Genomic DNA, 23,124 nt, shown 5'->3' on the forward strand with positions numbered 1-23,124 from the left:
GACGAGGCAGTACCCGACCGCGGCCTGAGATTCCAAAAAGGCGATGAAATGACATTCGGGCACCAGGCCCGTTGGGGCCACAATCAGGCGGCTGAAGCTCCGGACTTCAACTTTCCACAGCCACGTAGTTTGATCATCAGGCCAAGGCCGAGCCGCCGTTCGGTGAATCTTCACTTCCTGGTGGAGCCCGAGAGCCATCGCCAGGTCGATCAGGGTCGCCCGGCCCGGATTGGGACGGACTCGAGGTGGCCCCACTCGTTCGCAAGTTCTCGATAGCCTGCGGATAAACTCCCAGGTAGTCTGATCCTTCTCGAGCGACATCGCCCCAAGGTCGAACCGTTCCCCCGCCCGATCGGGTCGCTACACGCCCGCGTTCGGTCACCGTCAAGTCGAAGAGGTCGAGCATGGTTTTCTCCGCGACTTGCAAGCGTTTCAAGTTTCCCCTGGCAATCGGACTGGCGGGCCTTCTAGCCGCCTCGTCGCTATCCCGTACGGCCAGGGCGGCGGAAATCGTCCCCGTCGACTTAAGCGACTATCACCCTGAGTGCGGCGTGACGATCACGACGGAAGAGCAAGCCAAGACAGGTCGGCTCAAAGTCGAGTGGCCCGTGGCGGCGGGGGAGACGGGACAACTCCTCCTCGACACTCGTCCCGGCAGACCACTACTAGCCAGCATAGGCATCGTCGTGGACGACGAGAAGCCAGCCCTGGCGACGCTGCTGAAGGACGTCGATCCGGTGACGTTCGTGACGGTCGGTTCGCGAATGTCACCTCCGGACCGGCCCCCTGGGATGAGCCTTTTCAACGTCTTCTTCGATAACCCAGCCAAGCGTCCGTTCCAGTCGTATCGAGCCCAGCTTGACCTCAAGCGGATCCGCGTGGTCAGCCAGGGCCAACGCGCCTCGGTCATCCTGGGCAACGTGGCCGCCGGTCCGTTCACGGGAGAGTTGCACCTGACCGTGTACCGGGGAAGCCGGCTCGTCAACGTCGAAAGCGTGCTGAGCACGAAGGAGGCCGATCGCGCCTACCTCTACGACGCGGGTCTGGCCTCCGAAACTCCAAGCTGGTCGCAATTCGCCTGGATGGATACCGAAGGGAAACTCGCACGTCACAATCTCGACAAACAGGCGAACGACCAGGCTGTGGCCGTCCGACACCGAGCGATCATTGCCGAATCCGAACTCGGGTCAGTAGCCTGCTTTCCGCCGCCGCACCGGTTTTTTACGCCACGCGACTTTACCGACAACCTGCAAAACGTCTGGCAGGGGCGCAACCACCGTGGACTCGACGAGCGGCCTGGGTTTGGAATTCGCCAGGCCGAAACCGGGGGCGGCAACTATGTCCCTTGGTTCAATGCCCCTCCGGGCACCGAGCAGCACATGGGTGTCTTCTATCTGCTGAGCCTGAAGAAAGCGGACGAGGCGCTCCGCGAAACACTGCGCTACACCCACGGCGATCGCTTCCCTGAGATTCCCGGGCACACCACCTTCACCAGCCACTATCACATGGCAATCACAATGGCCGCGATGAAGGAGGCGGCCCAAGGGGGGGTGAGAACGACCCCTGACTTTGTTCGCATGTTCAAGGACATGAATGTCAATTTTGTCCACCTGGGTGAATTTCATGGCGACGGACACCAGAAAGACCCGGGCCCGCTCCGGCTCCCCGAGCTTGACGCAATGTTCGCCGAGTGCCGACGGCTTTCCGACGCGGAGCTCTTGATCCTGCCGGGCGAGGAGGTCGACACCTTTCTTGGGATCTCCGGTCCGGGGCAGCACTCCGGGCACTGGATGTCCTTCTTTCCGAAGCCCGTCTACTGGACCATGAAACGGGCATCAGGCGAGCCGTTCGCCGAGGAAGACCCGCGCCGGGGGACGGTCTACCGGGTCGGCAGTCGCGAGGACATGACTCGGCTCCTGGAACGGGAGCATGGCCTGGTCTGGACCGCGCATCCCCGGATCAAGGCGTCGAACTGGGCGCCGGACGCCTTCCGGAACGAGGATTATTTTCGAGCCGACACCTGGCTGGGAGCAGCCTGGAAGGCGATGCCGGCCGACCTTGCGAACCCTCGGCTCGGCCAGCGTGCGCTCGACCTGCTCGACGACATGGCCAACTGGGGGGGGAAAAAGCAGATGATCGGCGAGGTCGACGTCTTCAAGCTCGACCACACGCACGAACTCTATGGCCACATGAATATCAACTACCTCCGCCTCGATCACATCCCACGGTTCGAGGAGGGATGGCAGCCCGTGCTCGACGCGATTCGCGGAGGCCGGTTCTTCGTGACCACCGGTGAGGTCCTCCTGCGTGACTTCAGCGTCGGCGGCAAGGCCAGCGGCGAGACGCTGGACCTGAACATATCGTCGAAGCCCGAGACGCAAATCACTCTGGAATGGACGTTTCCACTCGAGTTCGCCGAACTGGTCTCGGGCGATGGAACGAAGGTCGTTCGCCAGCGGATCGACTTGACCGACACCGAGCCGTTCGGCCGTCGCACTCTGACCCTCCAGCCCGAACTCAAGGGGCATCAGTGGATCCGCGTCGAAGCCTGGGATATCGCCGGCAACGGCGCGTTCTCTTCTCCGGTCTGGCTCGAAGAATCGAAGCCATGAAGCATCGTTTTGACGCCTACCCTCTCTCGTTGCACTATTGTTAGACAATCGTGCGTTTTTCGTATACGATCTCGGTTGAGTTGGGAACGAGAGACAGGAAATCGAGTCGCTCGTCGGTCGAGGCCATGCCCTTGCGTACGCTCGCCTTATTCTTCGGAATGTCGTTGATCGTGGCCACCGTCGGCCCGCGTGAGATTCTTGCGGCGGATCCTGAGCCTACCAACTTGACGTTGCTCTCGGGCGTCCCGACGCTTCACGGCCCGGCCGCCCGCCAGCAGATCCTGGCGATCGGCAAGGTGGATGGCTTGCAAGTCGATTTGACCCGCCGGGTCAAGTGGCAGAGCGAGACGCCTGAGGTCGTGGCGGTCAGCGCCGAGGGAGTCGCCCGCGCCAAGGGCGACGGTGAAGCGCGGATCTTGGCCACCCTGGGCGAACACACAGCCCACCTCACGCTGCAAGTCTCCGGGACGACCGAACCCGACCGGCCGACCTTCGAACGCGACGTGATGCCCCTGCTCAGCCGAGCAGGCTGCAATGCGGGGGCCTGCCACGGCAAAGCCCGGGGGCAAAACGGCTTTCAACTCTCGATTCTCGCGTTCGACGCCGACTCGGACTTCGCCGCGATCGCGCTTGAAGCACGAGGCCGGCGCGTCTTTCCGGCCGCACCCGAGCAGAGCTTGCTCCTCTTAAAAGGAACGGCGAAGCTTTCACACGGCGGAGGTCGTCGGCTCGATCCGGACAGCGAGGCGATGGCCACCGTGGTGCGCTGGATCGAACTCGGGATGCCACGGACCCCGCGTGAGGCACCCCGGCTCGACCGGATCAGCGTCGTCCCCTCCGACCGGTTGATGACCCCGGGCTCCGACCAGCAACTCGCAGTGACCGCGCACTTCTCCGACGGATCCGCCCAGGATGTCACCCACCTCTCCGCCTTCCAGTCAAACGAGAGTGGGATCGTCGAGGTGGCGGCCAACGGCCTGCTCAAGGCGGGGCCGATTCCGGGCGAAGCGGCCATCACCGCGCGGTTCCGTGACAAGTTCGCCACCAGCGAGGTCACGATTCCCTTGCCGGGCGAAGTGTCGGGCAACCTCTACGCCGCCCTGCCTCGAACCAACTTCATTGATGAGCATGTCTGGACCAAGCTCAAACGGCTGGGCATCCTGCCGTCGGAACCGGCCGGCGACGCCACCTACCTGCGCAGGGTCTCGCTCGACATCATCGGACGGCAGCCATCCCCCGACGAAGTCCGCGCCTTCCTCGCCGACCCGTCTCCCGAGAAGCGGCCGATGCTCGTCGATCGGCTCCTCCAGCGCCCCGAGTATGCCGATGTCTGGGCGAATAAGTGGCTCGACCTACTCCGTCCCAACCCCTACCGGGTCGGAATCAAGGCGGTCTTCAACCTCGACGCCTGGGTCCGCGACGCCTTCCGCAGGAACATGCCTTACGATCAATTCGTTCGCGAGATCGTGACCGCGCAAGGCAGCACCTTCCACAACGGCGCGGCCACCATCTTCCGCGATCGGCGCGACCCCGACGAAATCGCGCCGATGATGAGTCAGCTCTTCCTCGGGATCCGCCTCGATTGCGCCAAGTGCCACCACCATCCGTTCGAGGCCTGGGGGCAGGAAGATTTTTACGGATTCGCCGCCTACTTCGCCAGGATCGGCCGCAAAGGGACAGGACTCTCCCCGCCGATCTCAGGAAGCGAAGAGATCATGTTCACGGCCAAGGAGGGGGTCGTCAAGCACCCCTTGAGCGGCGAGGTCTTGCCCCCTAAGCCCCTCTTCGGCAAAGCACGCGAGGCCAACGACCCCGATTCGGACCCACGCGAGGCGCTGGCCGATTGGATGACGAGTTCGGAGAACCCGTACCTCGCCGAGGTCATCGTCAACCGCGTCTGGGCCGACCTGATGGGCCGTGGGATCGTGGAGCCGGTCGACGACCTCCGAGCGACAAACCCCGCCAGTAACCCGCCGCTGCTGAAAGCCCTGGCCGACGATTTCCGCCAGCACAAACACGACCTGAAGCACTTGATCCGGACGATTGTGAGCTCAACCGTCTACGGGCTCAGCTCGGAGCCGAACGAGCGCAATAGCGCCGACACACGGAACTACTCCCGGCACTACCGCCAGCGATTGCGGGCCGAGGTCATGCTCGACGCGATCGCCGACATCACGCAGGTTGCGAACACGTTCCAGGGGGTGCCGGCGAACTCGAGGGCCGTGGCGATCTGGACGCACCGCACCCCTTCGCTCTTCCTCGACACGTTCGGCAGACCCGACCCGAACCAGGACCCCCCTTGTGAGCGGACCCCCGACACGTCCGTCACACAGGCCCTGCACCTGATGAACTCTCCGGAGCTCCACCGGAAGATTACAAGCGACGAGGGACGCGCAGCCAAGCTGGCCGCCACCGGCAAGAATCCCGCTGAAATCGTCGAAGAGCTCTACCTGCTGGTCTACAATCGACTGCCGACCGATGAAGAGAAGGCGATCGGCCAAGAATTCTTTGCTCAGGAAAAGGTCAAGCCCCGACAGGCGACTGAGGACCTGCTCTGGGCCCTGATCAATTCGGCCGAGTTCGTTTTCAAGGACTAACTGCGTTCCTGCCGAGTCGGACCATTCACGACGCCACCCTTAATTCATCGAGGTCCCGATGAGCGTTTATACGAATTGCGAGAGCGCCACGCGGCGAGACTGCCTTCGGCTCGGTCTGGGCGCTCTGATCGGCGGCGGCCTGGTCGACGCCTTGAGGCTCAAGGGGCAGGCGGCTCTCCAAGCACCGGGTACGACATCGGCGTCCGCCACGAGCTGCATCTTGATCTGGATGGATGGCGGGCCGAGCCACTACGAAACGTTCGACCCCAAGCCGGGCGCGCCGGCCGAGATCCGGGGGGAATACGACTCGATCGCGACCAAGATCCCCGGGTTCCGGTTCTCGAAGAACGTGCCCAGGCTCGCGGCGATCGCCGACAAGCTCTCGATCGTCCGTTCGATCCGCCACGAGCAAGGGAACCATGGGGCCGGTAATCATTACATGATGACCGGCGCACCGCCCCGGATCCCGGTCGGCTGCGGAGCTTTCGTCAGCTTCCACCCGAGCCTGGGATCGGTCGCCGCCTACGAGCGCGGGGTTTCCGGGGGGCTCCCCCCTTACTTCTCAATGCCGAGCATGTCGCGGTCGGGAGGCCCGAACTTCCTCGGCGCGAAGTACGCGCCTTTCGTGATGTCAGACAATCCGAACTCGTCCGAGTTCCGGGTTCGCGACGTCGCCCTGCCACGCAGCCTGGAAGATGCGCGGTTCACCGCGCGTCGCGACCTGCGAAGCCGCGTCGATCGCCTTCGGCGGATCAGCGACAAGGCCGCAGGCGATCCGGCCAACTCGCTCGATGAGTACTACGAACAGGGTTACAACATCATCTCCTCGCGCGAAGCGCAGACCGCGTTCGACATCCGCAGTGAGCCGGACCGAGTCCGCGACGCCTACGGCCGAAACCCGTTCGGTCAACGGGCCCTGCTGGCACGGCGACTGGTCGAGGCGGGGGTTCCCTTCGTCACTCTCAACGAAGGGGGCTGGGATCACCACACGGAGATCTTCAAGTCGCTCGACCGTAAGCTCCCTCCCTTCGAGGCAGCCATCGCGGCCCTGATCGAAGACCTCGACGCCCGTGGCCTCCTGGATACGACGCTGGTGGTGGCGCTTGGGGAGTTCGGCCGAACGCCCAAGATCAACAAGGATGGAGGCCGCGACCACTGGTCCAACGCCATGTCCGTCCTCTTCGCCGGCTGTGGCACGCCTCGCGGCCAGGTCATCGGTGCCACCGACTCCAAGGGCTACACGGCCGTCGAGCGGATCCTCTCTCCGGAGAACTTCGCCTCGACCGTCTATCTCAAGCTCGGCATCAATCCGGACAAGATGTACTACACGCCGCAAGGTCGCCCCACTCACCTGGTCAGCAATGCGACCCCCATTGCCGAACTGATGGGTTGACCTTCCTTCGATCGATCAAGAAGTCTGGACTATTGATTTTTTAGGCGAACGTGGAGCGTCAGTTCCCTGTCTTCAAACGGCCCTCGAAAGACAGAGAGCTGACGCTCCACTCTCGCCCTTTCTTTTGGGATGGAGGCCGAGGCGCTTCCAGCCCCTTGAGAAACGAGACGGTCCACCCTCATCTCTCAAATCCAACCAATGACAGCCGAAGCATGATGACCACCCGCATCCTCCTTGCCAGCCTCATCGCCCTCCTCGCGGCGGCAACCACTGCGCAGGCGAAACCGCCGACCCTCGATCGCCTCTTTCCCCCCGGAGCCCAGCGCGGTCAGACCGTGGCCGTGACGGCGTCCGGATCGTTCGAGCACTGGCCGGTTCGTGTCTGGTCCGACGCCCCTGGGGTTGAGATCAGCCCCGCGAAAGAGAAGGGCCAACTCTCGGTCGTCGTCTCCTCAGACGCGAAACCAGGGGTCCGCTGGATCCGCCTGAGTGACGAAGAGGGAGCGACGGCGCTCCGACCGTTCGTCGTCGGGGTGCTTCCGGAGTTGGTCGAGATTGAGTCGAAGGACAAACCGATCGTGCTCGAGAGCTCTCGGGTCACGATCAATGGCCGCCTCGGTAAGGGGGGGGATGTTGATGAGTTCTCGGTCCCCTTGAAAAAAGGGGAGACCCTCGTCGCAGCGGTGGACGCCAACGGCTTGCTCGGCTCGCCAATGGACGCGGTCCTCCAGGTCGCCTCGCCCGAAGGGTTCGTGGTGGCCCAGAACGACGATGATCGTGGTTTCGACCCCCGGCTCACCTTTGAAGTGCCCGTCGACGGGACCTACGTGGTCCGTATCTTCGCCTTTCCGGCAACTCCGGATAGCACGATCGGGTTTGCAGGCGGGGATGCCTATATCTATCGGCTCACCCTGACGACGGGCGGCTTCCTTGACTATAGCTATCCCCTGGCCGTCACCCGCTCCGACCCGGGCCAGGTCGAAGCCCACGGCTGGAACGTCCCGGAAACCGCCAAACACCTTGCGGTCGCCACCGACGCGAGCCACGATCGAGCCTCCCTCGTCCACCCCGATTTCGCCAATACCGTCGACGTTCAGCTCGTTGCGCATGCCGCTCTCACGGAACAAGAGCCGAGCGATCCGGCCCACCCCCAGGCGATCCCAGTTCCCAGCACACTCACCGGACGGATCGCCCCCGCACGAGATCAGGACATTTTCACATTCAACGCAAAAAAAGGACAGAGCCTGAACGTGGTCGTCGAGTCCCAGAGCCTTGGAGCGCCGCTCGACCCGGTTCTCCGCGTGACCGACCATCAAGGGAAAACCCTCAACGAGGTCGACGATAACGGCAAGGAACTTGATATTCGCCTCGCGTTCACTCCTCCGGCTGATGGCGAATATCGGCTTTCGATTCGAGATCTGCACGGGCAGGGGGGGGACCGGTTCGTCTATCGGCTCACCGTCGCCGCCCCGGAGCCCGACTATGAGTTGACTCTCAAGTCCGACCGGCTCACCCTCACCCCCGATCAGGCCGGAACGTTCGAGGTGACGATCGAGCGCAAGAACGGTTTCAATGGTCCCATCGACGTGCGTTTCGACGGCTTGCCCGAGGGGCTGAATGCGCCGTCAGTCCGATCCGAGCCGGGCAAGGACACGGAGAAGAAGGTCACCCTATCGCTGACCGCCACAGCCACAGCTCTGTCCGGGCCGTTCCGGGTCCTCGGTAGCACGGCTGATGGCGCCATGCTCGAACGGCCCGCCCGGAGCGTGATCGAAGGGGTCAGTGCGACCACCGACCGACCCTGGCTGACCGTCCTCAAACCGGCCGCTCCCAAGGCTCCCTGATTCAAGATTTCGCAGCAGCTCCGACTTTTCTCACTCTCAAAAATCGAGGAACGTCCGTCGCTCGTTCCACCGCCGCTCTGGCGGAGGTGTCCGAGGGGGACCCGACGAAGGGGATCCGATGGAACCGAACATGATCGGCGCGTACGGCCCGTGGGCGTCCTCGATTGTCGGCGACGGGCCCGCCCGGCTCTCGTTCCGGAAGCCTGAGTTTGCGGATGTCGAAGCCTGGAGGACGGTCGCCCGCCAGCGGGTTCGGGACTGCTTGCTCGCGCCTGAGAGCGGAGGAGTGCCCAAAGCCACGCTCCAACATCAGTTCGAGTATGACGGTCTCCATATCGAACACCTGCACTGGCAGCTTCCCTACGGCCCCCCCACCGAGGCACTCTTCCTCAAACCGAAGGGAGTGACCGAACGCCTGCCCGCAGTGCTCGCACTCCACGACCACGGGGGAAATAAATCTTTCGGGACCCGGAAGATCGCGCAGATCAGCGACAACCTCCACCCGGTGATGAAAAAACATCGCGACTACTACGGCGGCTTGAGCTGGGCCAACGAGCTCGCCAAGCGGGGTTATGCCGTGCTCGTTCACGACGCGTTCGCCTTCGCCAGCCGGCGGATCCGGGTCGGCGACTTGCCTCGCGTTGTCCGTCGCGACCTCAAGGAAGAGAATCCCGAGTCCGAGCAGGAAATCGAAGCGTACAACAAGTTCGCCGGTGAGCATGAGTCCCTGATGGCAAAGAGCCTCTTCTGCGCAGGGACGACCTGGCCGGGCGTCTTTCTGTCCGAAGACCAGCGTGCACTCGACTACCTCTGTTCGCGCGACGACGTCGACGCCAAACGCGTCGGCTGCGGCGGCCTGTCCGGTGGTGGCCTGCGCACCGTCTACCTCGCCGGGATGGACGACCGGATCGCCTGCGCCTGCTGCGTCGGGATGATGACGACCTGGCGCGACTACCTGCTCCACAAGGCCCATACGCACACGTGGATGATCTACATCCCCGGCCTGCCTCTTGATCTCGACTATTGTGAGATCCTCGGCCTGAGAGCGCCGCGACCGACGCTGGTTTTGAACGACCTGGAAGACGACCTCTTCACTCTGCCGGAGATGAAGCGAGCCGATCAGATGCTCAGCGCGGTCTTCACCAAAGCCAACGCGGCCGACCGCTATCGTTGCTCGTTCTATCCGGGGCCTCACAAGTTCGACAAGCCGATGCAAGACGAGGCGTTCGCCTGGTACGACCGCTGGCTCAAGTCATAAGCGGCTCGACCCCTCAACGGACGAGAGGCCCAACCCAATTCATGGACCTGGACTCCAGGAAAAAAAGATCAGACGTCCGACAGCGGCTCATAGATTTCCGGCGTACGGCTCTCGATGATCGGGAAGAGTCCACCGGTCGCATACTGGGCGAAATGCTCCGAGGCGCGATGGGCGTCAAGCGCAGCCTGATCGTCATATTGCTCGTAGAGGAAGAATTTCCTCGTGTCGCTAGTGGAGCGATGAACTAGGTACATCCGACAGCCCGCTTCAGCTCGCGTCGGTCCCGTCAGCTTGCCGAAAAGGGCGACTGCCTCACTCTCATGGCCGGGCTTGATCACATAAGTCACAGCAACACAAACCATCAATGAGGCTCCCTCGAAAGAATCAGGACCAAACGAAACGTCTTGGTCCGGCGGCGACCGTTATCGTACATTCGTAAAAGCCAAAAGACTAGAGCCAGGCGAACCGTACGAGATTCGATCTTCGCGGAGGTTAGAGGATGATGGAACGATGGGGTCCAGGTCCCGTCTTCACGTACGAGTGGTTGATCACGTCGCGGCGCAGGCAGGTCTACGCCATCCGATCTCTGTTCGTGGCGGCGCTGCTGGCCGGACTGGCTGTGGTCTGGTGGACGGAGGTGGCGGAACACAATCCCCTGACATTCGGTGACTTGGCGAAGCTCGGTCGTTCCTTCTACCTGGCCATCGTCGGGACTCAGTTCGCCTTGGTCCTCACGGCCGCGCCTGCCGCAATGGCGGGCGCGATCTGTGTCGACAAGTCGCGTGGGACGCTCGCCCACCTGCTGATGACCGACCTTTCCGACGCCGAAATCGTGCTCGGCAAACTGGCGGCGCGGCTGATCTCGGTGCTCGGCATCCTCGCTTGCACGTTGCCTGTCCTGGCCCTGGGAACGCTCCTGGGCGGGATCGATCCCCTGTTGTTGACAGGAGCATTCCTGGTCGCGCTCGGCCTGGTGTTCCTCGGCTCCACGCTCGCCATGGCGCTCTCCGTCTGGGCTAGCCGACCCCATGAAGCCTTGCTTGCAACTTACTTGCTCCTGGCGGTCTGGCTGCTGCTGAGACCGACCTGGGTGTACACCCTGAACATGGGCGGGTGGAACGCGCCTACCTTTCTCGACCCGCTCGGCCTCACGTTTGCTCCTGGAGCCGATGCAATGGGGGCGCTCACCGACTCTGCCATTTTCCTCTTTCTCTGTTGTCTGGCGTCGGCGGCTCTTGCCTTTCTTTCGGTGCGTAAGACCCGTTCAGTCGCGATCCAACAGATGAGTTGTGCGGTTCCGTCGCGCCGTGTCTCTCCGATCGCCGAGCGAATCCGCCGCGCGATCCCCGGTTGGCCCAGTCCTTCGCTCGACGGCAACCCCGTTCTCTGGCGCGAGTGGCACCGCAACCGCCCATCGCGCGGGATCGTCGTCCTATCGATCCTTTATGCAACCATCGTCGGCACGTCCAGTTTGGCGGCAATGGTTTCTGTCTTGGCCCATGGAGCCAGAGGAAACTCCATCGCGCCCTGGGTCACAGGGCTGGGGTCATCGATCGGATTCCTCTTTCTCGCCGTGGTTGCCTCGACGTCACTGGCCGAGGAGCGAGCCCGAGGGAGCCTCGACGTCTTACTGGCCACTCCGTTGCCAACCCGAGCGATCGTGCTGGGCAAGTGGTGGAGTGCCTACCGCCTGGTTCCCTGGCTCATCGTCGCGCCGGTTCTGATTACCTCCTCGTTCGTGTGGATCATGCCAGGGCAAGAGATGATCCCCTTCCTGCTCACCGGCTGGATCCTCTCCTACGGGGCCGCGTTGACGAGTCTGGGACTGGCGCTCGCCACCTGGATCACACGGCTGGAACGAGTCTTGGTGGCGACGATCACCATCCACCTTCTCATCACCGTCGGTTGGTGTTGCCTGGTGCTCACTCTCTGTGATCGACAGGAAAGCTGGGGGCTTGCCGAGGCAAGCTCGTTCTTTGGCCCTGGCAACCTGACGGCGATCATGTCCATGCAGTCGAAAGGGGCAAACGGCCCGTTGTGGGATCAAAGCGTGAAATGGGCCTTGGGCTGGATCGGCTTCTATCTGATGGTCGCCTATGGGCTGCTCCACGCCACCTTGGCCACCTTCGACCGCTGTTTGGGTCGTGTTTCCAACGCGGCCAATCGGCATGATTCCAACGCTAAAACAGAGGTGAATAACGAGCACTTCTCGACACGCTCGAAACACCCTTGAAATCGAGGGTTTTCGCCACGATGCGGGGTAAATGCCCAAAAACAGGCGTTTTGCCGTCCTGGCGCCTGAAAAACCGGACTTTTTCGCTGAAAATGACGAGAAAAGACGACAATTGGGGCTGCACGCCTCTAATTTTTCCTGTAATTATCCGATCAGTCTTCCGATCGAAGCGAAAAAAGCCTCGTTGATCACCTTCGATGAGGTCGAGGCTCAGACGGTTCGCTCGGACACTTCCCTGAACCAGGAGATCGAAACGACCATGGCCAAGAAAACCGCTGCTAAGGCCAAAGCCCCCGCCCCCGCTCCCGCCGCGAAGGCCGCTCCGGCCAGCGCTGCCAAGGCACGTGCGGCGACCAAGGGGGAGATCTACGGGACCATCTCCGAGAAGACGGGGCTGGGCAAAAAGGAAGTCTCCAAGGTCTTCGACGCGCTGAGCGAAATGATCGCCAAGGAGCTCGGCAAGAAGGGCCCCGGGCAGTTCGTCGTTCCGGGCCTGCTCAAGCTCAAGGTCGTCCGCAAGGACGCCACCAAGGCAAAGCAGGGGATCAACCCGTTCACCAAGGAGCCGATGACGATCAAGGCCAAGCCGGCCCGCAACGTCGTCAAAGCCGTCCCGATGAAGGCTCTCAAAGAGCTGGTCTGAGCCAACCAAGAAGCCCCCGGATTCCTCCGGGGGTCGTCCGACCTCGCCTTCTGGCCCTCGGTCGGTTTGATCCCCGGAACCTTCGCTCTTGGCCTGCTTGTCTGCCTACCGACCTGTCCCCGCTATCGAACGGCGACGGCCCGCTCACTGCGACGTGAGGGAGCCGGATTCTTCGCCTGCTCTTCGACCGCCTCCCAGAAGAAGTAGTCGTTGCTCTGTTCGGGGAAGAGCCGGACCTGCTCTTCGAGTGTATCGAGCGCTCGGTCCACCCACTCGATCGCACGGCCGGGACGGCGGGCATCGGGGGGAACGATGAGGGGGTCGCGAAAGTCGAGATGAAACGTCCCTTGCTCATCCATCCGGCAGAAGGCGGGGACGACCGCGGCTCCGGTCATCGCAGCCAGTGTCACCCAGGTCGTTGAAAAGGACTCGGTCCGTCCCAGGAACGACGCTGAGACCGCCTTGGCATCGTTCCAGCGCACGTCGCAAGCGATCTTGACGATCAAGCCCGCGTTCAGGATTCGCGCGGCGTGGTAGATCGTCGAGGCCCCCTCGGCCGTCCCCGCCTTGCGTGAGACGAAGAGGCCCGCCTGCCCGTGGGTTCCTTCCGACTGGAACTTGTCGATCAAGTATTCCGAGATGTTTCTCGGCTTCTCACCGAACCAGCGCAACGGGAAGCCCTGGCGAAAGAGCCAGTGGGTCATCAAGACATGAGACCCGAAGTGGTTGGCCAGCAGGATCACCCCTTTGCCCCGGGCCTGGGCCGCTTCCAGTTTGTCGCGGCCCGAGACCTGGAAGAGCGGATCGATCCAGCGGTCGGACCGGCCGTCCAGGAGCAAATCCCGGGTGCGCCAGCGGTAGGTCTGCCGGGCCAGCGCCCGGCTGACCGCACGGACGTTCCAGTCGCACCCGAGCCGCTCGGCCGCCCCCGCGACCGCCTCTTCATAGAGGCGCGTCTGGTGCGGGATGACGAGCAAGTCCAGGCGGCCCATGATGCCGAGCAGCCGGATCGAGAGCCGGTAAGGGAGCCTCCGCAACACCGGAAGCACAACCTGCAACACGACCTTGTGCACGATCATCCAACGCTGCCACATCACCGCGCTCCTTGTCCGGCCACCTGCGCGGTGACTCGAAGCCTTGCTTGAATCACCAGCGGCGCTCGCCTGTCGCAGCGAAACCGGGTGAACATGCGATCAAGCAGCCGACTTGCCGAGTAGAATCGACACCTGGTCGATCAGATCGCTGACCGAGCGAAAGTGTTTGATATCCTCCACATCAATCTCGATGTGGAATCGGTCCTCGAGCCGCATCGTTACGCCCACGATGTCGATCGAGTCGAGGTCAAGATCTTCAACCAGACGCGTGTTCGCGTCGATCGTCAGGGTCCGGGTGTTCTCTGCCTCGGCCCTAATGGCGTTGGCAACCGAGTCTAGAAGGGTGAGTTCGGCCACGCGTGCTCCTCCTGAGCTGAGCTAAGGGCCAGTCGCGCCGGGGTTTCCAAGCCAATCGGGGGGAACGCGTTGCATCGCTTCGACTCATCGGCAAGGCGGGCACGGAATCCATTCCCACCCGGTCGGCCGACCCATTGAAACGACTCAATCGAGTTTCCGCCTTCAACTCCGGAATCCTCGCCCATCCATGGGCTCCGGCGCGCGATGACGTCTCGACTTCTTCTCTCTCGTCAGTCTGTGTCAGAGACTTGAGTTTTTTTTCTAGCACCTGCGAGTTGGTTGCGCGGCCAGAGCAGAAGTGCGTAGAAGAGATGAGGAGTAAATCGACACGATTCCAGGGTATCAGGAACGAGGGGAGTGACTTGGACAGCCTGATCGCTAAACACGCACACACGATGTCCCCCAACACGACTCAAGCCAAGCCGGAGGGTCGCTTGATTTCAAGAGCTAGCGTACCAACTGGCAAGTGAGAGGAAAATTTTGTGGTTTCGCCAACTGGCGAGCTTACCACCCGAATGACGATTCCATCTTCGCACAAGAAAAATTCCGGGATTAGGGATAGTCAATATTGATATTCCCGCATCCCAGAAGTAGACTACGAGTATTAAGTAAAGACGTTCGCTTGTGCGAAAGGCCCTTAAAATTGACCGGCGAAACGCACCGCAATCACTTGATCTCGCGAAAGATGGTCCACCAATTTGTTGATAGCCACCCTGGAACCGAACGGGACCTTGAGACGCTTCTCGACTGGTGCAAAACTGTCGAGAAGGCCGACTGGCGGAACTTTGGAGATGTCCGGACGACCTATTCCCACGCCGACCTGGTCGGCGAACTGGCTTGCTTTAACGTCGGTGGCAATAAGTATCGAATCTTGGCGTTGATCCTGTACCGCCCCAATACAGCCGCAAAGGTACTGCTTCGAGCGATACTCACGCACAAAGAGTACGACAAGCTGCAGTAGACAGTACGGCCCCTCCCGCAAGGGAGCATGCCTTTGGGCACCAATTCTATCTCCAACAAATCAACACATACAGGATTCATTACTCATGGCTACAATCGCGTCTCCCAGCAAGAGCTACCTCGCCCTGATCCAGGAGTTCCCGCTCCGGCCGCTCCGGAGCGAAGAGGAGCTCGACGCGGCAATCACAATGATCAACAAACTGATCGATCAGAAGGTCAGCGAAGAAGGACTGGACGAACAGGAGTTCGATTACCTCGATGTCCTCTCGGACCTGATTCACGCCTACGAAGCGAAGACCAACCCGCTCCCCGATCTGGAACCGGTCGCCGCACTCCGCCACTTGCTTGCGGAGAACGGGATCTCTCAATCCCAGCTTGCCCAAGAAACCGGGTTGGCGGTGACAACCATCTCCGAAATCCTCAACGGCCGGCGCAGCATCAGCCCCAAGACTCGCAAAGCGTTGGCCGAACGGTTTCGGGTCTCCCCCTCGCTGTTCGCCTGAGAATGGCGCGTCCCAAAGGTGTATAGGCGGAAGGTTCATCCCTCGAACGGTTATTCGCCCTCGGAGTGCGGCGTCTGATAGCTCGTGTACTTGTCCGCTCGCCCATAAACCTGATCGATGGGATATTTCAGCGCGGCCAGGGCCACTTTTTCTTGGAGCGAGGAGGCCAGGTCAATCTGGCAGACGTCGGCCAGCCGGAGCAAGAGCCAGAGGCAGTCGGCGAACTCGTGGGCCAGCTCCCGCTTCTTGGCCGGATCACCCAGGAACGCTTGAATCTCTTCGTTGTTCCGATAGCGGAAGTGCTCGAGCACTTCCCCCACCTCACAAACAAGCGCTACCCCCAGGTCCTTGGGGTGGTGGAACTGCTCCCAGTTCCGCTCCGTCGAGAACGTGCGCACCAGTTCTTTCAATGCGCCGGTCGTGGTTTGCTGGTCGTTCATGATTCCATCCACAAGCCTCAAGGGCCCCAGCGAACGAGAGCACCGGGGCATCGCAGTCATCTTACCCCAAGGACGCTCCCAACGGCCGGGCGACGGGAGGATCGTTTCGTCGACGATCCAGAGCGATCAGAGGTCCGCTTTCCTTCGGAGGACGAGCGCCCCGGGGCGGAGGAACCGGATCAGGAGAGCGCCTTGGCACGGCTCGACCTGGACGGGCTGTGGATCAACGGTAAACCGTGGATCCTCGGTCGTCAGGACGATTTCCAGGCCCGCCCAGGACGGAAGGCCGAACGCGGGTCCATTCTCCAAGCGAACCTCGGCCGACCCGTGCAAGCAGGCCACGATAAGTAAGATCGCTTGGTCACCACTCGAGCGGCGCAGCAGCAACAAAGTGGCATCGTCGAGCGGGAAGGCTTGAGCATCATCGCGTCGGTTCGAGCGGAGTGCGGGTTCCCGGCGGCGGAGGGAAAGCAGGGCCTGGTACAGCCTCAGGATCGAGGCATGGGGAGCCCGCTCGGGTTCCGACCAGTCGAGCCGGCTGGCTTCGAAGGTCGAGACCGCCTGCGGATCAGGAATTCGCTCGCGGGCCTCGGGATCCACGAATGCCAGAAAATGACGGAACTCCTGGCGGCGGCCTTCGGTCACAAGCTTGCCCAAATCCTCTTCGTGGTCCGTAAAGTAGAGAAAGGGCGTGGTCGCGGCCCATTCCTGTCCCATGAATAAAAGCGGGGTCGCCGGCGCGGTGAGCAACAACGCACTCGCGGCGCGAAACGCCGCCAGGTCAATCGCCGGGTTCAACCGATCCCCAAACGCCCGGTTACCAATCTGGTCGTGGTTCTGGAGACAGATCACGAACGAGCGTGGGGCGAGTCCTTGGGGGTCGGTTCCACGGGGCCTGCCCAGATGAATTGATGGCTGCCCACGGTAATACCACCCTTGATTCAGCGTCTCCGCCAGGTCGCGGATCGACCCGCGATAGTCGCGGTAATATCCTTCATGGTCGCCCGCCAGCAAGCGGCGGATCTGGTGGTGAAAATCATCCGCCCAAACGCTGTCGAGGCCCCATCCGCCAGCGCTTTCCGGCCGTACCATCTTGGCCAGGTTGCGTTCGTCCTCGGCGATCAGCACGAGCTCTCGTTCAGGAGCCGAGGCTCGGACCCGCGACGACAACTCGACGAGAAAGTGGCGTGAGCTCTCGTCGTGGAGTTCATGGGTGGCATCGAGCCGAAGCCCATCCACGTGGTACTCATGGACCCAATGCAGAGCGTTCTCGATAAAGAACTCGCGAACCATCGTGCACTGCGCGCCATCGAGGTTCACACAGGCGGCCCAGGCGCTTTGGTGAGTCGTGGAAAGATAGTACGGGCTGAATGCCGGAGCGTAGTTACCCACGGGCCCGAAGTGGTTGTAAACGACATCCAGGATCACCGCGAGCCCGACGCGATGCGCCTCGTCCACCAGCCGGCGAAGGTCGTCGGGAGCGCCGTAGCACCGGGCAGGGGCGAACAGGTCGACGCCATCGTAGCCCCAGCTTCGCGACCCCGCGAAGTCGGCGACCGGCATCAGCTCGATCGCGGTTACCCCCAGCTCAACCAGCCAGGGAAGACGGTCAGTCACCCCGGCAAACGTCCCTTCGGGCGAAAAAGTACCGACATGGACCTCGTGAATGACAAGGTCTTCGCGCTTCACCCCTCGCCACCCTTGATCCGACCACGGGAAGGCGGAGGGGTCGACAATCGCCGAGGGGGCGTGAACACCCTCGGGTTGGAACCGCGAGGCAGGGTCGGGAAAGGTCCCTTTCGCGTCCAGCCGGTAGAGATACCGATCCCCGGCGGAAGCGGTCCTGATAAGCCCCCCGAAGGTCCCGTCGTCCGACCGTTCGAGGGCAATGCTCGACTCGCCGGCTTGAGCAGAGAGGTGAACCACCTCCACCGAGCGGGCCTCGGGTGCCCAGACGCGAAAACGTACTCCCGCCCCGCCTTCCTCGAGCCAGGCGCCGAGCGTCGGCCGCCACGGCCTGCCTTGTTCAACGCCCAGGCGTTGCCCCGATAACGTCATACTCACCCTTCCTGAGCCAGAGCCGATCCCCCGCTCGGCCAAGGCCCAAGGAACGGAGCAACGACAAGACACACAATTCCCTTCTGATCGATCGCTTCCGACGGACGGAAGCCGCACGACTCAGAATTCAAGGAGCAAGGCGTTCCATCTTCCAGAGGCCGGTTGCGTCCCGTTGGTAACGAACACGGTCGTGGAGCCGGCTCGGGCGGCCTTGCCAGAATTCCAGGGTGTGCGGCAGGACCCGGTATCCCCCCCAGTTCGGCGGCCGAGGAATCGACTGACCGTCAGCGTAGCGGGTTCGGTACTCCTCCATGCGATCTTCGAACGTCGTACGCGAGGGAACGACCTCACTCTGGGGAGAGGCCCAGGCACCAAGCTGCGACTCCAAGGGACGGCTCTGAAAATAGGCGTCCGACTCCTCGCCAGTCACCCGCTCGACCCGTCCTTCAATCCGCACTTGGCGTTCGAGAGCCGGCCAGAAGAGCACGAACGCCGCATGAGGATTGGCGTCGAGCTCGCGCCCCTTCCGCCCGTCGTAGCAGGTGTGGAAGGTGAAACCGCGCGGGTCGATCCCCTTGAGCAGGACGATCCGAACCGACGGAACGCCCTCCAGGGTAGCCGTCGCCAGCGCCATGGCGTTGGGCTCATCCACCTTGGCCGCCAGGGCGGCGTCGAACCAGCGTTGAAACTGGCGAATCGGATCAGGGTCGAGATCCGTCTCATCCAAGGTGGCTTTCGTATACTCGTTCCGCAACGGAGACATCGACATGGTCCGGCTTCCTCTTTCATCCCGAGGCCGGGCGTTCGACCGGTCCTCCTTGCCCTGATTTTATCCGATTTTCCCCCGAATTTCAGGGTTGATCGACCACCGAATCCCAAGTGGGCGGGCATCGACGGTCCCAGGAGGACGTCCTCCCTTGGGGATCGCGAACGCTCTGCTCACTCCCTTTTCTCCACTCATCCTCGCGGCATCCCTGCGCATTGGCATTTGATTTGCACTGCGGATCGTCGGCTCGTTCTGTCATCAATTGAATCCACGTCGATTGACTCACAGTCTGACGGAACGGCCACTCGATCACATCTGTCAGGATGGAGATGCCGGCGGAGTCACTCAGAATTTGAGTGCGCTCCACAAGTCTTTGGTGCGGCGTGAACAAGGCGTAAACCACGTTCGCCCTAACGGCAAACCTTACTCACTCTGCGCGGCAATGAGAGACGTTGATCGCACGGTCCATGGCGACGGTTCGTCGGCGGTGGACCCGCAATAGCGATCCGCTCTGAATCGTGTTTTGTCGACCACTCGTCGGCGGCACAACCGGGAAATTTCTCCTCTTCGATGAGGAACTAACTACAAAGATGGGAAAAAGTACAACTGACGGGAGGTTGAAAACTCGGAGCGATCCCAACAAAGCCAAAATCGTTGCCAACGAACGAAGGCCCTCCAGAGTGAGGGGCGGGGGCGACCCTTGAGAGTCGCCGTCGGGAGGGGATTCCCGACCGTTTGCGTGTGTCGCGGGAGGACGGCGACTCATACTTATCCGAGGTAATTTCGCATGCCAGCAGAACGTCCAACAATCGCCTCATGCCCTCATTGCCGAGCCATCCTTCTGCGCACCCAACAAGCCTTGATCCACCCGATGGGGAGCGAGCGCGAAGAGATCGAGCGCGCCCTCGGCCCCTTTTGGTTCGAGCATTCGACAACCCGGTTCGACGGCCGGTATCATCGCTGTCTCGGCCGCGAGCCCATCGTCTTCACGTCCGGCAACCGGAAGGCGAACGACGAGCCGCGCGATCCTCCTGACACCGGCCACTCCGTCTATCGCGGACCCCACTGCGAATTCAAGACATCCAACCTCGTCAAGCGAAGCTTGCTCATCGCGGCCTTCGTGGCCAGCCTTGCGTCGTTTTCGAACGCCCAGCAACACTCGAACGCTCCGCACCATCGGCCCTCGGTCGCGGCCGAATCGGCAGCCGACGTCACTCAAGTGCTCGAACAACTCTCGACGCATCAGGCAAAGACCGGCAGGCGCCAGGTCGATCAAAGCGTCATCCTCGTCGGCGGAACGACCGAGGCCGGGAACGTGCTGAGCCGAACCACTTCCGCCACAGTACAACCAATGCGGGGCAGATCGTGGCAGGGGATGGAACTCGCCAGTGGACGCTATCAAATCCTCGATATCCTGCGCCGGGCCGCCATGGGCGTTGTCTATCTCGCTCACGACCGCAACCTCGACTCGGACGTCGTCGTTGAGGTGCCGGCGTTCCCGCCGATCCACAACCACGAATCGACGGCGCGCTTCATGCGCGCCGTTCGCTCGGGGGCACGGCTCGTTCACCCCCATCTCGTCAGAATCACCGAGGTAGGCACCTATGCCGATGCGCCTTTCGTCGTCGCCGAGCATCGGGCAGGGGGGAGCCTGCGGTTTCGGAGGCCGGTCGGCCCCGATGGCCGGCCCACACCCGTGGCCCCGCGCTCGCTCGAGCAATGGCTGCCCGACGTGTCGGATGCGCTCGACTTTCTCCACGCTCAAAACCGGTTCTCTCGCGAAGTGAGCCTGGCCAACATCCTCTTTGATGAAAACGGCCACGCATCCCTGGGCGGGCTCGGAATGGCCGAGGCGATCGAGGAGTGGCTCGACACCTCGTCGAGTGGAGCGTCACGGAATCATCAACGGCTTACAGATCCATCGCCGATCCTCGCCCCCGAGATTGTCGCGGGAGCGCCGGCCGATGGGCAAGCCGATCAGTATGCACTGGCGGCGACGGTGTACGAACTCCTGAGCGGACACCCTCCCTTCGAGGGGCCAAACCTGGCTGGCCTTTTAGGAGAAGAGTCGAGCATCGAGCCCCCGGAGCTCCGCCAAGTCTGCCCGACAATCTCCCAGGCTCTTTCCTCGGCGGTGCATCGGGGTCTCGCGCAAGACCCGCGGCATCGCTTTCCTGATTGCAGAGCGTTCGCTCAAGCCGTGGTCTCGGCAGCACGCGAGCCCGGTCCGATCCTGGAACCCCAGACGACTGAGCCCGCCGTCGCAACAGGAACCGATCGCACTCTCGCCGATCTCCCCATCATCGATCATCGCCGAGGTCCGGCCCAGGCCAGTCATCTCGTCCTCGGGATCGCGTGCTGCTCCCTGATCGTTGTCATCGGTGCGACGGCCAGACGTAAGCGATCACGCCGAACGACGGAGAGGCAGACCGTAATTTCCAGTCGGAACGAGAGACGGGCCATCCCAAAGTCACTGCCCCTCGCCGACTCGGCCACTTCGGAAGGGAAGGCGCGAGCACTGGCCAATGCGACACCGCACGGAGAGCCAGGAACTCGCGCCCTCGACGTCCGTCGCCACGCGACGGAACTCGCAGGTCGGCCGCACTTCACTCAAGTGCCCGCACTCCTCCCGGCGAAGTCCACCGGACGGGAACTCGTACGACTCCCCGATCTCGATCCGTTGATGGACCGCCCCAAAACACGCCTTGCGGACAATCTGCTTCCCGTCGCTTCGACGGTCCCGGCACGCTCCGCGTCGCTCCCGCAGCCGGTTCGCCGGAGAGCGTCTTGATGGAGCACGAGCCCGAACGCCTCGACCGAGGCGGTGCTGTCACGAGCCAAAGCCAACGACTACGATAACAACGAGGACGCGGCCGATCGTGCCGAGCCCTCCGCTCTCGCTCGAGCCAGGACCGCGCTCATGACGACGCCATCGTACCGTTTTCCCAAGGACTTCGTCTGGGGTGCAGCGGCCGCCTCAGCGCAAATCGAAGGGGCGGCCAACGAGGACGGTAAAGGGGAATCGATCTGGGACCGCTTTGCGTCCGCCGGTGGACACATCGCCAACGGCGATACGCCCGAAACCGCCTGTGACCATTACCACCGCTACGAAGCGGACACGGCCTTGATGTCGGACCTTGGAATCCCCAACTATCGGCTCTCGATCGCCTGGCCTCGGGTCATTCCCAACGGTGACGGCCCGGTCAATCCTCGTGGACTCGACTTCTACGACCGGCTGATCGACACCCTGCTCGCGGCAGGAATCACCCCCTGGGCCACACTCTTCCACTGGGACCTTCCACAAGCCCTCGAGGATCGCGGCGGCTGGCTCGTCAGGTCCACGGCGGAAGCCTTTCGACCTTACGCCGAGACCGTGGTCAAGCGGTTAGGTGACCGCGTCAAGAACTGGTTCACGCTCAACGAGATCCCTTGCTTCATCGGCAAAGGCTACGCGGACGGCGAGTTCGCCCCGGGTCGAACCGAGTCCGCGCGTGCGGTCAATCAAGGCTATCATCACGCCTTGCTCGCCCACGGCTACGCCCTCTCGGCCGTGCGCACCTACGGTGGCCCCGGCGCGCGGGTCGGGCTCGTTCATAACCACCTGCCGCCGCCCCAAATCCCCCTGATCGAGACGGACGAACACATCGCAGCCGCCCGCGCGGAGTATGAGCGAACGAACGGCCAGCTCATGGGGCCGCTCTTCCACGGTCGCTACCCGGAGGCCTTCCTCGCTACGGCGGGCGACGACGCCCCGCACGTGGAAGTGGGCGACCTCGACGGGATCGCCCAGCCCATGGATTACCTGGGGCTCAACCTCTACTCCGGGGACTTCGTGCGCGCAGGACGGAATGGCCTTCCCGAACGTTTGGCCTTCCCTCGGCAGTTTCCCAGGGGGGACCTTCCCTGGCTGAACCTCACTCCCCAAGTGCTTTACTGGGGTGTTCGCCACGCCGCCGAGGTCTTTGGCGTTCCGTCGTTCTACATCACCGAGCACGGTGCGGCGCTGGCCGACGAGATCAACGCCGACGGTGAGATCATCGACCTCGACCGTCGCGAAGTGATGCGCAGCTACCTGGTCGAGCTGCACCGGGCCGCCCACGAAGGTTATGACGTACGTGGCTATTTCGCATGGTCACTTCTCGATAATTTCGAGTGGGCCGAAGGCTACGCCAAGCGATTCGGGATCGTCCATGTCGACTTCGAGACGCAGAAGCGAACCCCGAAACTGAGCGCCCACTGGTATTCGCAGGTCATCCGGGAAAACCGGATCCTCTGAGCCGCTCGCTCGGCCTTGAAACGCGGAGTGGACGCAAGCGAGGAGACGCGAGCCAACCCTTCACGTGAGCCTTCAACACACGCCACCAGG

17 protein-coding genes are annotated in these 23,124 nt (G+C 62.5%); 11 read left to right on the top strand and 6 right to left on the bottom strand.

What is annotated here, in order from left to right:
* Positions 1-404 precede the first annotated feature (404 nt).
* The 5 genes from SINAC_RS13835 to SINAC_RS13855 all read left to right on the top strand — a co-directional run bounded on the left by SINAC_RS13835 (position 405) and on the right by SINAC_RS13855 (position 9,704).
* On the top strand, positions 405-2,612 hold the full coding sequence (locus tag SINAC_RS13835; protein WP_015246262.1) for a CehA/McbA family metallohydrolase domain-containing protein: 2,208 nt from the start codon (positions 405-407) through the stop codon (positions 2,610-2,612).
* A gap of 125 nt (positions 2,613-2,737) precedes the next feature.
* On the top strand, positions 2,738-5,209 hold the full coding sequence (locus SINAC_RS13840) for a DUF1549 and DUF1553 domain-containing protein (RefSeq protein WP_020466188.1): 2,472 nt from the start codon (positions 2,738-2,740) through the stop codon (positions 5,207-5,209).
* Positions 5,210-5,267: 58 nt separating this feature from the next.
* Complete coding sequence (locus SINAC_RS13845) at positions 5,268-6,602, top strand: DUF1501 domain-containing protein (RefSeq protein ID WP_015246264.1); 1,335 nt, start codon at positions 5,268-5,270, stop codon at positions 6,600-6,602.
* Between the two features lie 212 nt (positions 6,603-6,814).
* Positions 6,815-8,446: a PPC domain-containing protein gene (locus SINAC_RS13850; protein WP_020466187.1), complete on the top strand. Its 1,632-nt coding sequence runs from the start codon at positions 6,815-6,817 to the stop codon at positions 8,444-8,446.
* Between the two features lie 118 nt (positions 8,447-8,564).
* Positions 8,565-9,704 carry an alpha/beta hydrolase family protein gene (locus SINAC_RS13855; RefSeq protein ID WP_015246266.1) on the top strand — a complete coding sequence of 380 codons (1,140 nt, stop codon included), beginning with the start codon at positions 8,565-8,567 and terminating at the stop codon, positions 9,702-9,704.
* Between the two features lie 68 nt (positions 9,705-9,772).
* Here SINAC_RS13855 and SINAC_RS13860 read toward each other — a convergent pair whose 3' ends face one another.
* Positions 9,773-10,066, bottom strand: coding sequence for a putative quinol monooxygenase (locus SINAC_RS13860; protein ID WP_015246267.1), 294 nt, complete (start codon positions 10,064-10,066; stop codon positions 9,773-9,775).
* Positions 10,067-10,203: 137 nt separating this feature from the next.
* Here SINAC_RS13860 and SINAC_RS13865 point away from each other — a divergent pair, with 137 nt between their 5' ends.
* Positions 10,204-11,937, top strand: a complete 1,734-nt coding sequence (locus tag SINAC_RS13865) for an ABC transporter permease (RefSeq protein WP_020466186.1) — start codon at positions 10,204-10,206, stop codon at positions 11,935-11,937.
* 184 nt (positions 11,938-12,121) lie between these two features.
* Positions 12,122-12,580, top strand: coding sequence for an HU family DNA-binding protein (locus SINAC_RS13870; RefSeq protein ID WP_237722526.1), 459 nt, complete (start codon positions 12,122-12,124; stop codon positions 12,578-12,580).
* Between the two features lie 122 nt (positions 12,581-12,702).
* Here the strand turns inward: SINAC_RS13870 and SINAC_RS13875 are convergent, their stop codons facing one another.
* Together SINAC_RS13875 and SINAC_RS13880 are read right to left on the bottom strand one after the other, a co-directional pair.
* Entirely contained in the window at positions 12,703-13,674 is a 972-nt protein-coding gene (locus SINAC_RS13875; RefSeq protein WP_015246270.1) for a lysophospholipid acyltransferase family protein, read from the bottom strand.
* A 99-nt stretch (positions 13,675-13,773) separates the two neighbouring features.
* On the bottom strand, positions 13,774-14,031 hold the full coding sequence (locus tag SINAC_RS13880) for an acyl carrier protein (RefSeq protein ID WP_015246271.1): 258 nt from the start codon (positions 14,029-14,031) through the stop codon (positions 13,774-13,776).
* A gap of 685 nt (positions 14,032-14,716) precedes the next feature.
* Between SINAC_RS13880 and SINAC_RS13890 the strand changes: the two genes are divergently transcribed.
* Together SINAC_RS13890 and SINAC_RS13895 are read left to right on the top strand one after the other, a co-directional pair.
* Positions 14,717-14,992 carry a type II toxin-antitoxin system HigB family toxin gene (locus SINAC_RS13890; RefSeq protein ID WP_044147575.1) on the top strand — a complete coding sequence of 92 codons (276 nt, stop codon included), beginning with the start codon at positions 14,717-14,719 and terminating at the stop codon, positions 14,990-14,992.
* 85 nt (positions 14,993-15,077) lie between these two features.
* On the top strand, positions 15,078-15,494 hold the full coding sequence (locus SINAC_RS13895; protein WP_015246274.1) for a helix-turn-helix domain-containing protein: 417 nt from the start codon (positions 15,078-15,080) through the stop codon (positions 15,492-15,494).
* Between the two features lie 50 nt (positions 15,495-15,544).
* Here SINAC_RS13895 and SINAC_RS13900 read toward each other — a convergent pair whose 3' ends face one another.
* From SINAC_RS13900 to pdxH, 3 genes are all read right to left on the bottom strand, one after another.
* Positions 15,545-15,934, bottom strand: a complete 390-nt coding sequence (locus SINAC_RS13900; RefSeq protein ID WP_015246275.1) for a nucleotide pyrophosphohydrolase — start codon at positions 15,932-15,934, stop codon at positions 15,545-15,547.
* 126 nt (positions 15,935-16,060) lie between these two features.
* A complete protein-coding gene (treZ, locus tag SINAC_RS13905) occupies positions 16,061-17,992 on the bottom strand; it encodes a malto-oligosyltrehalose trehalohydrolase (RefSeq protein ID WP_015246276.1) in 1,932 nt (643 codons plus the stop codon).
* Between the two features lie 127 nt (positions 17,993-18,119).
* Complete coding sequence (gene pdxH / locus SINAC_RS13910) at positions 18,120-18,761, bottom strand: pyridoxamine 5'-phosphate oxidase (RefSeq protein ID WP_015246277.1); 642 nt, start codon at positions 18,759-18,761, stop codon at positions 18,120-18,122.
* Positions 18,762-19,545: 784 nt separating this feature from the next.
* On the opposite strand from pdxH, the gene SINAC_RS13915 reads away from it, so the two are divergent.
* Together SINAC_RS13915 and SINAC_RS13920 are read left to right on the top strand one after the other, a co-directional pair.
* Positions 19,546-21,549, top strand: coding sequence for a serine/threonine protein kinase (locus SINAC_RS13915; protein WP_015246278.1), 2,004 nt, complete (start codon positions 19,546-19,548; stop codon positions 21,547-21,549).
* Positions 21,550-21,678: 129 nt separating this feature from the next.
* A complete protein-coding gene (locus tag SINAC_RS13920) occupies positions 21,679-23,034 on the top strand; it encodes a GH1 family beta-glucosidase (protein WP_015246279.1) in 1,356 nt (451 codons plus the stop codon).
* Positions 23,035-23,124 lie beyond the last annotated feature (90 nt).

It is taken from the genome of Singulisphaera acidiphila DSM 18658 (genome assembly GCF_000242455.2).
In the GTDB taxonomy this organism is placed as follows: Bacteria; Planctomycetota; Planctomycetia; order Isosphaerales; family Isosphaeraceae; genus Singulisphaera; species Singulisphaera acidiphila.